The sequence below is a fragment of the Flavobacterium psychrophilum DSM 3660 = ATCC 49418 genome (assembly GCF_002217405.1).
Lineage (GTDB): Bacteria > Bacteroidota > Bacteroidia > Flavobacteriales > Flavobacteriaceae > Flavobacterium > Flavobacterium psychrophilum.
In genome coordinates this window covers 1-16,058 of the sequence record NZ_MUHE01000061.1, presented here as the reverse complement: position 1 = coordinate 16,058, position 16,058 = coordinate 1, and the positions used below count along the sequence as shown (strand labels likewise).

Sequence of the window (16,058 nt, the reverse complement as noted above, 5' to 3'; positions counted from 1 at the left end):
TAAAGATAAATTGGTATAAATAAGGCCTTGGTTTTATTTAATATCTTTTGCAAGTCAAATTTAGTCTTATTTAGATTATAAAATTTGCGAAAATTAAAAGGAGCGAAATCGTTATGTTTTCGCTCCTTTTTAATTGTTTTCTCTTTCCTTGTTCCCTCCTTTTATTATCGAATTTACTGAAATGAGAAATACACTATCAAGTCTGGTTCCGATTATGAGATTACTCATTTCTCGCAATAAGGATATGCGCCGCAAATATTGCAGTTTTTTTTATTAAAACGGTATAAATGCAAGTTTTTCAGCACCCTACTACTAAAAGGGCGTTTTTTTGTTTACAAATTTTTCGAAACTTTATCTACTGCTCGAATTGTAAAATCTAAATCTTCATAAGTTAATGCGTCAGAAATAAACCAAGTTTCATAAGCCGATGGTGCAATATAAACTCCTTCTGCAAGTAATCCGTGAAAGAATTTTTTAAAAGTATCATTATCGCCATTTTTGGCAGTTTCAAAATCAAAAACTGGATTAGCATCGAAATGAACAGAAACCATAGACCCTACTCTATTTATAGTATGTACTACATTATTTGACGTAAGTACATCTGCAATTCCTTTTGCTAAATACGCTGTTTTTTCTTCTAATCTTGCAAAAACTTCTTGGTTTTCGTTTAAAGCTTTCAACATAGCCAACCCAGCAGCCATTGCTAAAGGATTTCCAGACAAAGTTCCTGCTTGATAAACTGGTCCAAGAGGCGCTAAATAGTTCATAATTTCGTTTCTTGCAGCAAATGCGCCTACTGGCAATCCGCCACCTATTACTTTACCAAAACAAACAATATCTGCTTGTACATTAAATAATTCTTGAGCGCCACCTTTTGCAAGACGAAACCCTGTCATGACTTCGTCAAAAATTAGCAACGCATTGTTTTCGTGACAAAGCTGCTGTAAAGCTTCTAAAAATCCTTTTCGAGGCGGAATACAACCCATATTTCCGGCAACTGGTTCTATAATAACAGCTGCTATTTCGTTCTTATTAGCATCGAATAAGTTCTTTACATTTTGAATGTCGTTGTAGCTTGCCAACAAGGTATCTTTTGCTGTTCCTGAGGTTACTCCTGGACTATTGGGCGAACCAAAAGTTATTGCTCCGCTTCCTGCTTGAATTAAAAAAGAATCGGAATGTCCGTGATAACAACCTGCAAATTTAATTATTTTGTCTCTTTTTGTAAATCCACGAGCCAATCTTATGGCACTCATACAGGCTTCTGTTCCTGAATTTACAAATCGAATTTTGTCTATATTTGACACCATCGAAACGGCTAGTTTTGCAATTTCGGTTTCTAATTCTGTTGGCATACCAAAAGAGGTTCCTGATTTTGCTTTTTCGATCACTGCGGTTACCACAGGCTCATAAGCATGGCCTAAAATCATAGGTCCCCAAGAGTTAATGTAATCTACGAATCGGTTTCCGTCTTCATCATACACATAAGCTCCTTTTGCACTTTTAGCAAATATTGGCGTTCCGCCTACCGACTTAAATGCTCTTACTGGCGAGTTTACCCCACCTGGTATTACTTTTTCAGCTTCTAAAAATAACTGACTACTTCTTTTGTATAACATTGAAATTTTAGATTTTAGATTTTAGATTTCAGATTTCAAAAATTGAAACTTCTTCCTTAAATTTTAGATTATTTCACATTTATATTTTGCCCTAACGACAATAAATTATCTATAATATTATTTTTCTTTTTTAATTCGTCGATAGTAATATTAAACTTTTTTGATATAGAATATAAAGTATCGCCTTTTATTACGGTATATTGATTTGCGTTATCGATTATTTCTTCTTTTGTACTTGTTTTTTTTGGTAAAAAATCTGACCCCAAAACTTCGGCATCATATTGTTGTAACTCGTATCTTTCTATTATTCCTATTAATTTATCTGGATATTTAATATCGGTAGCGTAACCTGCTTTTTTAAGTCCTCTTGCCCAGGCTTTATAATCATCTTTTGGCAATGAAAACAAGGGCTTATACCATGCTCTACTTGTTAAAAAATAAGAGTGATCGCGATAAGATTGCTCGGCATGATCATAGCTTCTAAAACATTCTTGTAATGTATCGTCGTCGTGTTTTATGCTGGCACCTGTCCATTCTTTATGGCATTTTATACCAAAATGATTGTTTGCCTGAACGCTTAGATCGCCTGTTCCTGCACCAGATTCTAATATTCCTTGTGCAAGTGTAATACTTGCAGGAACGCCATCTCTAATCATATTTTCTTTTGCAACGGTTTTAAATTGGGTTATATAATTTAAAACTATTTGGGTGGTAACTCTTACTTTTTGGGTGGCTTCTAAAACTTCTGTTTTAGGGGTTGTACTATCTTTTTGAGGCGTTTTTATTTCTACTTTTCCTGCTAGAGATTCTACTTTTTGTTTAACCGCAGCTTTTTGAGTTGTGTGTACTACTTTTTTAGGTTGCACTTTAGGTTTAGAGGCCCCGCAACTCACTAATAATAATGTTAATATAATAAATGCTATTTTATTCATCGAAAACTATTTTTTTCTTTCTTTTCTTTTCTAGTAACTCGTTCATTCCGCTTATTCCTTGCAATCCTCCCGTATGAATCATTAGTATTTTTGAACCGTCTGGGAAATAATTATTTGCCAATAAATGCATCACTCCGTAAACCATTTTCCCTGTATAAATTGGATCTAAAGGGATATTTGTGTCTATATAAAACTGGTTTATAAAACCAATTAACTCATCAGTTACTTTACCATAACCTCCAAAATGATAATTGTTATTTAATTCCCAATTGTTATTTTTTGCAAACTTACGAATTTCGTCTTTCAAAAAATCACCTTTTAAGGCTGGAAATCCAATAATTTTTTGATTTAAGTTGGCACTATTTATTATTCCCGAGATTGTTCCGCCTGTTCCTACGGCACAACAAATGTAATCGAAATGAGAATCTTCGCTAGTCAGAATTTCTTTACAACCCAATACTGCCAACTCATTTGTTCCGCCTTCTGGAAGTAAATAATAATTTTCATGCCTCGCATTTAATCCAGAAATAAAGGATTCTGTCATTTTGTTTTGATAAACTTCACGAGAAACAAACTCAAATTTCATACCACAATTTTGAGCAAAGAGCAAAGTTGGGTTGCTCGGAATTTTATCTAACAATTCATCTCCTCTAATAATTCCAACAGATTTAATCCCTTCTTCCTTACAAGCAAAGGCTACTGCGGCAATATGGTTTGAAAAAGCACCTCCAAATGTGATTAGTTTCTTACAATTATTATTTTTTGCATCAAGAATATTATATTTCAGTTTCCTAAATTTATTTCCAGAAACAAAAGGATGCAACAAATCTTCACGCTTTATGGTTAATGTGATAGTGCTATTTTGAGTTTCTATATTTTGATTAATAGATAGCATGCGCTTAATAAGTTATAAGTGACAAAGATACGAAGATTCTAAAAAAAAGGCGTCAATCTAGCCCTCCAAATGAAGTATATTTACAAAAACCAAATAATAATCAGGAATTCGCATTTATTATTTGAATTTAAGCGAGAGAAAAACTTTTAAAACATTTTTTTTTACAGACGAGATTTTTGAAACCGAAATCATGTATATCTCAAAAAGATTAATAACGCGTTGTCTTTTTGTAATGATAATGGTAGAATAGAATTAGTCAGAAAATTCGCTTTTCGAAATGAGCCGTTTTAAAGTAGCAACAAAACTTGGCAAATACACATTTAGTTTATATTGCTTACACAATATAGCTGTTGCTATTTCAAAAAAAAAAAAATGTTTTAATTCAAGCCTTCTGTTTTTAGGTAAACTAACCATCGTTTCGCTAATTATTGTTGTAATTTTTAGTATAATAAATTATCATACTTTTGAAATTTTGGTTTCTTCAATTAAAACAGAAGTACTCGACAGGTTAATATTTTACAGTTCCTTCAATTTCTCGTTTACATACTCCGGAGGCAAGGTTGGTCGCCCTGTTTTCATGTCTACAAAGACCAAAACAGAGTTCCCCGTTGTTAACAACTCATTGCTCTGGTTATAAATCTCATAATCAAATTCTATCTTAACAGATGTCTGACTTTTAAAGATAGTTTTTACCGTTAACTCATCATCATATCTCGCTGGTTTTTTGTAATTCATAGTAAGCGAAACCACAGGAAGCATGATGCCATTTTCTTCCATCCATTTATAAGAAATCCCAAGGTTTCTAAGCCATTCTACGCGTCCCATTTCGAAATACTGCGCATAATTTCCGTGATAAACTACTCCCATTTGGTCGGTTTCTGCATAACGAACACGAACCTTAAATTGATACTCTCTCATTATAATAATATATAAATTTAATAATTGTTTAATTGAAAAAAACACCTTACTACGACATTTATTTTATAAAATCAATAGCACAAAAATTTTTTTTTAACGATTTTATGAACCATATTTGCTCTCCCAAATCAATCAAAAAAACTACTTGTTTTTTTTTGTAAATATAACCTTAATAATTTTAAAACTAAGCATGCATACAATGAATAAAACTGCTGAATCGGTATGGGACAACTGTCTATCTTTTATAAAAGATAACATTCAGGAGCAAGCCTATAAAACTTGGTTTGAACCTATTAAATCTGTCGAGCTAACTGATAACGCACTATATATTCAGGTACCAAGTAAATTCTTTTACGAATGGTTAGAAGAGCACTATGTAAAATTACTTAAAGTGGCACTTACTAAAGAACTTGGTAAAAATGCAAAGTTACTTTATAAAATTAAAATGGAAAACACTTATGGTAATAAACTTCCGTTTACGGAACAACTACCAAGTGCACACCGTTCGCCCGTAAGAACACAAGAAATTGACGTTCCTGTACAACAAAAAAACCCAGAATTAAGAAACCCATTTATTATTCCTGGAATTCGCAATCTAAAAATAGAATCACAACTAAATGCAAATTATAGTTTTGATAATTTTTTAGAAGGAGATTCTAACAGATTGGCTCGTTCTGCAGGAATGGCTGTTGCTAATAAGCCTGGAGGAACCTCATTTAACCCATTACTTATTTTTGGAGGCGTTGGTTTGGGGAAAACACATTTAGCCCATGCAATTGGCGTAGAGGTAAAAGAAAAATATCCCGAAAAAACAGTATTATATATTTCGGCCGAAATATTTACCCAACAATATATAGAATCTGTTAAAAAGAACAATAGAAACGATTTTATTCATTTTTATCAACTCATCGATGTTTTAATTATTGATGATGTACAATTCCTTTCAGGAAAAACAGGAACACAAGATGTGTTTTTTCACATTTTTAACTACTTGCACCAAAACGGAAAACAAGTAATTCTTACCTCAGACAAAGCACCCGTTGATATGCAAGATATCGAACAACGCTTGCTATCTCGTTTCAAATGGGGATTGTCTGCAGAAATACACCAACCTGATTACGAGACAAGAATTTCTATCCTTAAAAATATCTTGTACCGTGATGGAGTAGAAATGCCTGAAGAAATTATCGAATATGTAGCACGAAATATAAAAAGTAATGTTCGAGAATTAGAAGGCGCTATCATTTCTCTTATCGCACAATCGTCTTTCAACAAAAAAGAAGTAACGCTAGAATTAGCCAAACAAGTAGTCGAAAAATTTGTTAAAAATGTAAAACGTGAAGTATCTATAGATTATATTCAGAAAGTAGTTTCTGATTATTTCCAGTTAGACCTTGAGGTTTTACAATCTAAAACAAGAAAACGTCATGTAGTACAAGCAAGACAATTGGCTATGTTTTTTGCAAAAAGATACACCAAAGCCTCTTTAGCAAATATTGGCTCTCAAATTGGAGACCGTGATCACGCTACGGTTTTACATGCCTGTAAAACTGTTGATAATTTAGTTACGACCGACAAACAATTTAAGAAATTCGTTGACGATATAAACAAAAAATTATCACTTTAAGACATGACGACAAAGGTTTTAATGATATGCTTGGGGAACATTTGCCGTTCGCCTCTTGCCGAAGGTATTTTACGATCTAAACTACCATCTAATTTTGTGGTAGATTCTGCAGGAACTGGACATTGGCATATAGGAAACCCGCCTGATGCAAGGTCTATAAAAATAGCAAAAGAAAAAGGCATTGATATTTCTAATTTAAAAGGACGCCAATTTTCGAAGCAAGATTTCTCAGATTTTGACTATATTTATGTCATGGACAACCAGAATTATAAAGACGTAATTGCACTTGCTTCTCATGAAAATGAAAAAGCAAAAGTAAAACTCATCCTTAATGAATTATTTCCCAACGAGAATGTAGATGTTCCAGACCCTTATTATGGTTTGCAAGATGGTTTTAACAACGTTTATAACATGCTCGATGAAGCTTGCAATATGATTAAGGAAAAACTTTTAAAAAAATAAACCAAGATGACTATTTTAGGAAAATTATACCTTATTCCAACTACCCTTGGCGAGATGAATGCAGATGATGTTTTGCCTCAAACCATCAAAAGAGCTATCGATTTTATAGACTATTATATTGTTGAAAACGAAAAAACTGCGAGAAAATCTATAAAAATGGTTCATGCCGATAAAAAACAATCGGAACTAAAACTTTTTTTATTAAACAAACATACGGATAGTAAAGAACATCTAGATTTTATAAAACCTTTATTAGAAGGTCATAATGTAGGTTTAATGAGCGAAGCTGGTTGCCCTGGTGTTGCCGATCCTGGTGCTGTTATTGTAAAGATTGCTCACGAAAAAGGGATACAAGTTGTTCCATTAGTTGGCCCGTCATCAATTTTATTGGCACTAATGGCATCTGGAATGAATGGTCAAAGTTTTACCTTCAATGGTTATTTACCAATTGACAAATCTGAAAAAAAACAAGCCATAAAAGGTTTAGAAAAATTGTCTTTCGATAAAAACCAGTCGCAATTATTTATTGAAACTCCTTACCGAAACAACAAATTATTAGAAGATATTTTGCAAACCTTGCAACCCAATACACTCTTGTGTATAGCTTGTGATATTACTTTACCAACAGAATATATCAAAACAATGAACGTAAATTTGTGGAAAAAACAAAAGGTCGATTTACACAACCGACCTTGTATTTTTATTATTCACAAAACATATTAATAATGCTTGGCTTTGGCTTTTTCGCTAGGCTCTATACAACTGGTATCGTAACCTGCAAAATCTTTCATGTATTCTTTTATTGAAGTACCGTAACCATCTTTACATTTTCTGCGTCCATTGGTTTTCAAGAATTTTTTTACAGACCCTGGTCCGCCAAGATGGGCTGCTGCCAAAATTCCAGACTCGGTAATTTCTATTCCGTTTATCCTTTTTCCTGAATACTTAATAATTTGCTCACCCAGTTGCCATTTGTTTCTAGATAAATTAGCCAAAAAAGCTTTTTCTTGTAATTTTCTACTACTTAGAAAAAAAACGGTATCTTTAATTCCTAAAGCCCGTAAGGTTTCTGCACCAAATTGATACTTTCCTAAATAGCCCAATGTATTTACCATATAATACCGCCCTTGAGATTCTCGAACAGCTAAAGCCTGCTGAAATCCTACAAAGGTTTTTCCAGTAAATGGGATGTCGAAAAAAGTTTGGTTAAGTTCGGTTTCGGTAGGTACTGTATAAAAGACTTCTTCTTTTTGAAACACATGAAACCAAGGAAAAAATTTTGAAGAAAGTGGTTTAAAACCAGAACTTAAAATTGTAATTGAGGCAAATATTCCTATATAAAATATCTGTTTTTTTGTCATAAATTGTTTTTCTTTCTAACTAGATAAAACCATCAAAATTAGAAAATTTCTACAACGCAAATTTACAACCTAAAGCTAACTTATTGAAATATAATATGTTAAATTTTACTAAAAATACAAATAATGAAAAGAAAAATTTCCGTTAGAGGTTAATTCTACACTTGGTGCGGGGATTTTTATGGTATTTAAAATTGAGAAAATAGTTTTCAAAAAATGCGATTTTGTTTTAATTTTTGTTAAATCTGCATCTAAACTGAGGTAAAACTGACGGTGTCTTTTGTCTTCAAAACTACTATTTAGGTCAGAAATACCTTTATTGCCAGAGATCATTCCTTCGGCACCGTATCCAACTGCTACATTTAGCCATTTTGAAATTTTAGAATTTGGAAAAAATGAATGTACATTAGCAGATAGCCAATAGGTTTGCCCGTTATAATCCTTTAAAACTTGCTCATTTATTGATTTACCAAGGGTATTGGGTCTTAGCGGAGCATAAGACGTGGTGTGAAAAGAAAATTTGGGGACTATTCGTTGTTCTTTCCACAGTAATTCTTGCGAAACATACAAACCTGTACCTGTGGCATTTGCTATGATATCGCCAGGAGAAGCGCCCCATTCCTGAGAATATCCGTCGAGAACCTCAACAGCAGTTAGAAAAACAAAACCTAAAGTTGACCCATAAAGTAATTGTTGTTGTTTTGTAGCACCGCTCCATTGTAATAAATTTACCCCTGCATTTCCTATATGATAGGCAGAATACAGGTGTCCCAACTTATCCATTTGTAGCCATTCTTTATTGTCGTTTATAAAATGAAAATTAGATTTAGGATAGCCTTTGTACCATAGTTCGTTCAGACCAATTACAGCACCAGAAATGGCAACAGCTTCAGTAATTACTATTGTGTTTCTTCTCGAAATAAGTAAAGAATCGACAGGTTTTAAAAAATCATCTATGCTCTTTTGGGCAAAAATTGAAGTCGAAAGAAAGAGTAAACTTAAATATTTGTTGGGATATAGTTTCAAAATTATTTTTCGATACCTAATTTAGTCACCCATTCTGCATACTTTTTTGCATATACTTGATGTTGCTCATAGGTTGATGCAAAATCATGATAACCAAAACGTGTTACACTGGCACAAAAATAAATATAATCGTGCTTTTCGGCATTTAGCACTGCATCTATAGCTGAAATATCGGGCATGGCAATAGGGCCAGGTGGCAATCCTGTGTGTACATATGTATTATAAGGAGAGGCTGAATGTAGCATATCGCCACGAACTCTTTTGATGACTTGATCGAAATCGCCAGATTCTTTCTTGGCTGCAAAAATTACAGTTGGATCTGCTTGCAATGGCATTTCTAACTTTAATCGGTTAAGATAAACGCCTGCTACTCGAGGACGCTCGTCACCTTTTACTGTTTCTTTATGCACTATTGATGCCAACGTGATAACCTGTTGAGAACTCATTCCTAGCGCTTTGGCTTTAGCCAATCTGTCTTTATTCCAGAAATTAGTATATTCTTTTGCCATTTTTTCACGAAATTTTTCTGCCGAAATATTCCATTTTACTTCATACGTATTTGGAATAAACATGCCTAAAATTGTTTCGTTATTAAAGCCATTTTTCTTCATAAAAACAGTATCACGCAGACTATTTATGAGTGTTGTACTATCTACTTCTATTTGAGATGAAAGACGAGAAACTAATTTTTCTAAGCTTTCTTGGTTATTGAACGCTAATTTTAATGGTTCGTTGTGGCGAAGTGCGGTAATCATCTGAAAACTGCTCATTCCTTTTTTAAACAAGAATCGTCCTGGGAAAACATTCTGATTATAAGAACGTTTTTCTGCAACAAATTTAAATTTATTAATATTTTTTATATTCGGTCCGACAATTTTAAGTACATCGTCGTAGGTTGATCCAGTTGGAACAAACACATACAATTCGTTTTTGTCGAACTTTGTGTTGTTTGAAAATATATTAATATAACCATAAATAGCTACTGAGGCGATTAAGATTAATGAAACTATAATGGCAATTTTCTTTTTATTCAAAACTATTATTTTTTTGTGTGTATTAACTGATACAACTCTTCATCAAAGTATTTTCCTTCGTGAAAAGTCCAATCTTTCTTGTTTCCTATTTTTTGAAAACCAAAAGTAGTAAAAAGCTTTAAACTAATTTCATTATTACTACCAATATTTGCATATAATTGATGTAAATTTAACTTCTTAAAAGCATAATTTACTAAAAGCGACAAGGCTTCTTTTCCTATTCCTTGGTTTCTGTTTTCTGTGTTTTCGATAATGATCCCTATTCCTGCTCGATTATTTTTGGGATCGAAATCGAATAAATCTATTAACCCTAAGGGTTTCGATTCGTTATTTTTGCAAATTGCCAGTCGCAATTGTTTGGCTTCATAAATATCCTGATGGGCATTTTCGAGATATTGTTTGATTAAAAATCTAGAATATGGTGTTTGCGTATTGCTTACTTCCCAAATGGTTTCGTTGTTTTCTAGTCTAAAAACGAAGTTTAAATCTTCTGGTTCTAATGCTCGGAGGTAAATATTATTTCCTTTTAATGTAATCAAAATAGATTTTTTATATTGTTGTTTCAAACACAAATTCTGCTGGTCCCTTTAGGAAAATATTTGTAAAAATCGAGTTTTCTTGATTAAATGAAACTTCGAGCTTTCCGCCTTGTACATTTATGGTGATATTGTTGCTATTTGTTTTTCCTGTTGCTTTCATGGCAATTGCTGTTGCTGTTGCTCCTGTTCCGCAAGATAGTGTTTCGTCTTCTACGCCACGTTCGTAGGTTCTGATTGAAAATTGGGTTGGGGAGGTTTGATGTACAAAATTTATATTACTTCCTGCTTGCCCGTACAAATCACTATATCGAATTTTTGCGCCTTCATTTTTGACATCAAAATTAGATAAATTATCTGCAAACTGAACATGATGTGGCGATCCTGTGTTTAGGAAAACATAATTATCGTGAATGTTTACTTCTTCTACGTTTTTCATTTGTAGGGAAATAATTTCGTTTTCGTTGATTGTGGCGTGGTGCAAGCCATCTATTGCGATGAAGGTTGTTTTGTTTTTTATTATATTTAGTTTTTTTGCAAAAGCAACTAAGCAGCGTCCGCCGTTGCCACACATGGTGCTTTGGTTTCCGTCGGAGTTGTAATAAACCATTTTAAAATCGGTCGATTGGTCGTTTTCTAGTAAGATTAATCCATCTGCTCCAATACCAAATCTTCGGTCGCAAAGTTTCTGGATTAGGGCTGTATTTTGTTTCGGAAATATTTGCAAACGGTTGTCTATCATGATAAAGTCGTTTCCTGTGCCTTGGTATTTATAGAGTTTCATTTTTTGAGGTTATTTGTGGGTTTGGTCTTTTGGAACGATATATATGAATTTTAGCCCTGATGGAAGTGGAAATCCTTGCCTTTTTTTGGCAAGATTGCAACGTACAGCAGGAATACTGTTTGTTTGAAACTATGATGTTGTGCTCCTAAAAACAATACAAAAGTACGAATATTAATGTTAAGTTAAAAGTTGTTAAACGGGCGTTAAACTGTTTTTTTGATGGTAACAATTTTATAAATTTACGTTTAGATTTTAATATTAAAAATAATTAATTATGAAAAAATTTGCGAGTTTATTTTTTGTGTCTTTGTTAAGCGGAGCTACAACGCTTGGGGCTTACAAATTATTTATGGAAGAAGATTCTTCTTCGAAATTGTCGATTGCGAGCGGTAATTATGCCAAAAATGTAGGTCTGAATGCCGAAAATATTGACTTTACGACTGCTGCCGAAAATACGATTCATACGGTGGTGCATGTAAAAAATATGTCTGTTTCGAATATTCCTAGCAATCCTATGTTTGAGTTTTTTTATGGCTCGCGTGGCGGTGGGCAGCAAACACAAATAGGAACTGGTTCTGGTGTAATTATTAGCCAAGATGGGTATATTGTAACTAATAATCATGTGGTAAAAGAGGCTACGCAACTTGAAATTACGTTAAATAATAATAAAACATATAAAGCAAAATTAGTGGGTACTGATAGTAAAATGGATATTGCTTTGCTAAAAATAGAGGCTGACGAAAAATTGCCTTATGCGACTTTTGGTAATTCTGATAATTTGAAAGTAGGCGAATGGGTTTTGGCAGTTGGTAATCCTTATAATTTGACATCGACGGTTACTGCGGGAATTGTTTCGGCAAAAGCTAGAGATTTGTCTAACAACGGGATTCAGTCATTTATACAAACTGATGCGGCTGTAAATCCTGGTAATAGCGGTGGTGCTTTGGTAAATACTCGTGGAGAATTAATTGGTATAAACACAATGATTTCGTCTCAAACAGGGTCGTATGTAGGATATTCGTTTGCAGTCCCGTCTAATTTGACCCGAAAAATAGTAGAAGATTTGATGGAATACGGTAATGTGCAACGGGGAATTTTAGGTATTGAAGCAGGGGAATTAAATAGTGCCACATCGAAAGAATTAGGAATAAAACAAAGCACTGGCGTTTTAGTAAATAAGGTTTCTAAAAATTCTGGAGCTGAGAAATCGGGGCTTAAAAAAGGGGATATTATTACAAAATTAGATGAGAAAAGTATTCTTTCTTTTGCGGATTTAACTTCTTATATTAATACTAAACGTCCCAATGATGAGATTAAAGTAGGTATTATTCGTGATGATAAAAATATGACTATTCCTGTAAAATTGACTAAAAAAGAACTCATTAATTACGACCTGAAAGGTTTAGAATTAGCGGATATTGATAATGCGGATATGAAGAGATTGAACATTAAATACGGTGTTAAAATTGAAAATATTACCAATGATGAACTCTCGGGTTATGCAGAACAACTAAAAGGAGCCGTAATTTTAAGTATAGATAATATAAAAGCTACCGATATTGAAACAGTAACCAAAGTTTTGTCTAAAAAAGCAGAAAACCAACGTTCGCAGATAGAATTAATTACTGTAAATGGTCAGATATTACGATTTTTACTGTAAATAGTATAATTACACAAACTAAACCAGTTGCATGCTAAAACATAAGGCTGGTTTTTTTATGCTAAAAAATTATGTCCTTTACAGGGATTTATATCCCAGATATAGCAGCAAATCTTAAACCAAGTAAGACCAATGAGCGCCTAAAAACTAAAATTATTTGAGCCCTAAAAAAACTATAAAAATACTTTACCAAAACGTTTGAAATTGATACTTTTGCAGGACAAAAAATAATAACCATTTTTTAACTAAACAATGAGCAACACAACGGTTTACGAGAAAGAAATAGCTTTTCAGGCCGACAGGCGAAGAGCAGGAGTCGAATTAATAAAAATAATTAGCGATTTGTGGTACGACAAATCTATCGAAATGGTTCTTTTTAGAAACCAATTAATCGACAGAAATGTAAGCGATATTATTAACCTACATGAATATGCTGGAGAATTTGTAGGCAAACCTATCTCAGTATTCGATTCGGCTGAAATTGCCAGAGCTATATCATCGCTAGATTTACCCCCATCAAAATTAGATATTGGTAAATTAACTTACGAATTTCATCTTGAAAACAACAACTACAACGATGCAAAATCATTTGTAATAGACAAACTAAAAGAGGCTAAAAACACAGAAGATATACACCCAAAAGATGTTGTTTTATATGGTTTTGGACGTATTGGTCGTTTATTAGCAAGAGAGTTAATGTCTAAAATGGGCAAAGGAAACCAATTGCGTTTGCGCGCCATTGTAACCCGTGACAAAAACGATGCAAGTTCTCTAGAAAAAAGAGCTTCATTATTGCGTTACGATTCTATACATGGAGATTTTCAAGGTTCGGTCGTTGCCGATGTAGCTAATAACGCTCTAATCATTAACGGAACAACAGTTCATATCATTACAGCCAATCAGCCAGAAGATATAGATTATACTGCATACGAAATTCATGACGCATTAGTAATAGACAACACAGGAGCATTTACAACCCAAGAAGCATTAGCAAGACATTTAACCTCTAAAGGTTGTGATAAAGTATTATTAACAGCCCCTGGAAAAGGAGTTCCAAATATCGTACACGGTGTAAACCAAAACGAATACAACCCAGACGAAGTAAATATTTTCTCTGCCGCTTCTTGTACTACCAATGCAATTACACCAATTTTGAAAGCGGTAGAAGATACTTTAGGTGTTGTAAAAGGACATCTAGAAACGATTCATGCCTACACAAACGACCAGAATTTAGTAGACAATATGCACAAAAAATACCGTCGTGGTCGTGCCGCTGCACTCAACATGGTTATTACTGAAACTGGTGCAGGAAGCGCCGTTGCAAAAGCTTTACCAAGCTTAGCAGGAAAACTAACTTCAAATGCTATTCGAGTTCCTGTTCCTAATGGCTCACTTGTGGTTTTAAATCTTGAGGTTGGCAAAACAACTTCTGTAGAAGAAGTAAACAACATCATGAAAAAATACGCTTTAGAAGGAGAACTTGTAGAGCAAATTAAATACTCACTAAACAACGAATTAGTATCATCTGATATCGTAGGAACATCAGCTCCAGCGATTTTTGATAGCAATGCAACCATTGTTTCTGCCGATGGTAAAAACATCGTATTATACGTTTGGTATGATAACGAATATGGCTACAGCCACCAAGTTATTCGCTTGGCAAAATACATTGCTAAAGTAAGAAGATATACTTATTACTAGTAGATATTAGAGTGATGAGTTTATATCTCAGATTCTAAAAAACACCAAATCCGCTTTGAGAAATCGAAGCGGATTTTTTAATTTACACACTTTTCGAGATAGTGCCCTTTTTATTTTAATTACTCCAAAACCCTATTTACTTTCACAAATCTTTTAGCATAATACGGCTCTTTATTAGAAGAAATTATTACGCCAGCACTTGTAGAAGAATGTATGAATTTTATTTCATCACCTTGCACATCAACCACCATTCCTACGTGGCTCACATAATGTTTACCCATAGTAGCAAAGAAAATTAAATCGCCTTTTTGAGCTTCAGATGCACTAACATGACTACCAAATCTAGCCATTTCGCTAGAACTTCTTGGTAGTTTTATATCGTAAGTACTAAAAGTATTTATCATTAATCCAGAACAATCGAAACCACTTTTACTAGTTCCTCCGCTTCTGTATCGAACCCCTATATTCTCCGATGCTTTGGCTATTAGCAGTTCTGCTTTAGTCATCCCTTCGGTCGATAACGGTTTTGCTTCAACTACTACTTCCTCTTTGTGAGGAATAATTTCCAGAATTTTTATTTGCGATGTTTCTTTGGTTTTTTCTTCTACCTCCTCCTCAAATTCTTCCTCAATTTGGGGTTTTATTTCTTCTTTCTTAACCTCTATACTCTCTTTTGCTTCTTTAATTACAGGAATTTCAGCAATAATAGCTTCTTTTTTTATTCCTTTTTTGATAAAAAGATGAAAACCAACAGGTAAATCTCTAATAATTTCTGGATTCAGTTTTTCTAATTCGGAAATAGTAATGCCGTACTTTCTCGAAATTCCGTATTTGGTTTCTTTTGCTAAAACAAGGTGCGTAATTTCTTCTTCCTCAGAAATTGCCGTTTGTTTCTTCTCTGGTTCAATTATTTTGGGCAGTTTCGATGGTTCCGAAACAACAACCTTTTCTGGTTTATAATTTTTACCCACAGCAATAATTAGCTTCAATCCTATTGGCAAACCCTCCTTTTCTATAATTGGATTGGCTTTTTTAATATCATCAATAGAAACTTTATATTGTTTCGAAATGCCGTAAAGTGTTTCCTTTGGCAAAACTTCATGGTTTATTGTTAATACTTTTTTATCTAAAATAGTTTCTGGTTTTGGTATTAATAAAACCGAATTCAACTTTAATTTCTTTTTAGCCTTCGGATTCAATTTAAAAATATCTGCTTGCTTTACATTATATTTTTCAGCAATTTTATAAATACTTTCGCCTTTGGCAACAATATGTTTGATGGTGTTTTCTTGCGAAAAAACATTAAGGGTAATAAAAAAAAATAGTACTGGTATAATATGTCTCATGATATGCTTTTTTTTCTTCCGAAAATGGAAAACGCTAAATTAACCTTTAAAAGTTAATAGATAAAAAGAATAATGCTTTTTTTAACATAAAAAAGTCTTTACAATTAACTATCGAAAAATCATAAAAAAGAGTTATACAAAACCCGTTGGGTGTAATTAT

15 protein-coding genes are annotated in these 16,058 nt (G+C 33.3%); 5 read left to right on the top strand and 10 right to left on the bottom strand.

The window, feature by feature from the left end; genetic code table 11:
- Window positions 1–332: 332 nt before the first annotated feature.
- The 4 genes from hemL to B0A57_RS11615 form a co-directional block, all read right to left on the bottom strand.
- A complete protein-coding gene (gene hemL, locus B0A57_RS11630; RefSeq protein ID WP_034099165.1) occupies window positions 333–1,619 on the bottom strand; it encodes a glutamate-1-semialdehyde 2,1-aminomutase in 1,287 nt (428 codons plus the stop codon).
- A gap of 68 nt (window positions 1,620–1,687) precedes the next feature.
- On the bottom strand, window positions 1,688–2,551 hold the full coding sequence (locus B0A57_RS11625) for a glucosaminidase domain-containing protein (protein ID WP_011963337.1): 864 nt from the start codon (window positions 2,549–2,551) through the stop codon (window positions 1,688–1,690).
- Window positions 2,544–3,446, bottom strand: coding sequence for a 1-aminocyclopropane-1-carboxylate deaminase/D-cysteine desulfhydrase (locus B0A57_RS11620; protein WP_034099167.1), 903 nt, complete (start codon window positions 3,444–3,446; stop codon window positions 2,544–2,546). The genes B0A57_RS11625 and B0A57_RS11620 overlap by 8 nt, the downstream gene beginning before the upstream one ends.
- Window positions 3,447–3,962: 516 nt before the next feature.
- Window positions 3,963–4,364 (bottom strand): acyl-CoA thioesterase, encoded by a 402-nt coding sequence (locus tag B0A57_RS11615; protein ID WP_011963339.1) that lies wholly within the window; start codon window positions 4,362–4,364, stop codon window positions 3,963–3,965.
- Between the two features lie 199 nt (window positions 4,365–4,563).
- Between B0A57_RS11615 and dnaA the strand changes: the two genes are divergently transcribed.
- Genes dnaA through B0A57_RS11600 form a run of 3 tightly spaced genes read left to right on the top strand, consistent with a single transcriptional unit; the run spans window position 4,564 to window position 7,176 of the window.
- The gene (gene dnaA / locus B0A57_RS11610; protein ID WP_034099187.1) at window positions 4,564–5,991 is read left to right on the top strand and encodes a chromosomal replication initiator protein DnaA; all 1,428 of its coding nucleotides are present in this window, start codon (window positions 4,564–4,566) and stop codon (window positions 5,989–5,991) included.
- Window positions 5,992–5,994: 3 nt separating this feature from the next.
- Entirely contained in the window at window positions 5,995–6,453 is a 459-nt protein-coding gene (locus B0A57_RS11605) for a low molecular weight protein-tyrosine-phosphatase (protein ID WP_034099169.1), read from the top strand.
- Between the two features lie 6 nt (window positions 6,454–6,459).
- A complete protein-coding gene (locus tag B0A57_RS11600; protein WP_034099171.1) occupies window positions 6,460–7,176 on the top strand; it encodes an SAM-dependent methyltransferase in 717 nt (238 codons plus the stop codon).
- Here B0A57_RS11600 and B0A57_RS11595 read toward each other — a convergent pair.
- The 5 genes from B0A57_RS11595 to dapF form a co-directional block, all read right to left on the bottom strand.
- Window positions 7,173–7,814, bottom strand: coding sequence for a peptidoglycan-binding protein LysM (locus B0A57_RS11595; RefSeq protein ID WP_011963343.1), 642 nt, complete (start codon window positions 7,812–7,814; stop codon window positions 7,173–7,175). The two genes, B0A57_RS11600 and B0A57_RS11595, sit on opposite strands and share 4 nt — an antisense overlap.
- A gap of 108 nt (window positions 7,815–7,922) precedes the next feature.
- The gene (locus B0A57_RS11590) at window positions 7,923–8,837 is read right to left on the bottom strand and encodes a DUF2279 domain-containing protein (protein ID WP_034099173.1); all 915 of its coding nucleotides are present in this window, start codon (window positions 8,835–8,837) and stop codon (window positions 7,923–7,925) included.
- Window positions 8,838–8,839: 2 nt separating this feature from the next.
- Complete coding sequence (gene mltG / locus B0A57_RS11585; protein ID WP_034099175.1) at window positions 8,840–9,871, bottom strand: endolytic transglycosylase MltG; 1,032 nt, start codon at window positions 9,869–9,871, stop codon at window positions 8,840–8,842.
- 5 nt (window positions 9,872–9,876) lie between these two features.
- On the bottom strand, window positions 9,877–10,410 hold the full coding sequence (locus B0A57_RS11580) for a GNAT family N-acetyltransferase (protein ID WP_011963346.1): 534 nt from the start codon (window positions 10,408–10,410) through the stop codon (window positions 9,877–9,879).
- Window positions 10,411–10,420: 10 nt separating this feature from the next.
- The gene (gene dapF / locus B0A57_RS11575; RefSeq protein WP_034099177.1) at window positions 10,421–11,191 is read right to left on the bottom strand and encodes a diaminopimelate epimerase; all 771 of its coding nucleotides are present in this window, start codon (window positions 11,189–11,191) and stop codon (window positions 10,421–10,423) included.
- A gap of 274 nt (window positions 11,192–11,465) precedes the next feature.
- On the opposite strand from dapF, the gene B0A57_RS11570 reads away from it, so the two are divergent.
- The gene (locus tag B0A57_RS11570) at window positions 11,466–12,851 is read left to right on the top strand and encodes a Do family serine endopeptidase (protein WP_011963348.1); all 1,386 of its coding nucleotides are present in this window, start codon (window positions 11,466–11,468) and stop codon (window positions 12,849–12,851) included.
- 252 nt (window positions 12,852–13,103) lie between these two features.
- Complete coding sequence (locus tag B0A57_RS11565; protein ID WP_011963349.1) at window positions 13,104–14,552, top strand: glyceraldehyde-3-phosphate dehydrogenase; 1,449 nt, start codon at window positions 13,104–13,106, stop codon at window positions 14,550–14,552.
- Between the two features lie 119 nt (window positions 14,553–14,671).
- On the opposite strand, the gene B0A57_RS11560 is transcribed toward B0A57_RS11565, so the two are convergent.
- On the bottom strand, window positions 14,672–15,898 hold the full coding sequence (locus B0A57_RS11560; protein ID WP_038466165.1) for a peptidoglycan endopeptidase: 1,227 nt from the start codon (window positions 15,896–15,898) through the stop codon (window positions 14,672–14,674).
- Window positions 15,899–16,058: the final 160 nt, after the last annotated feature.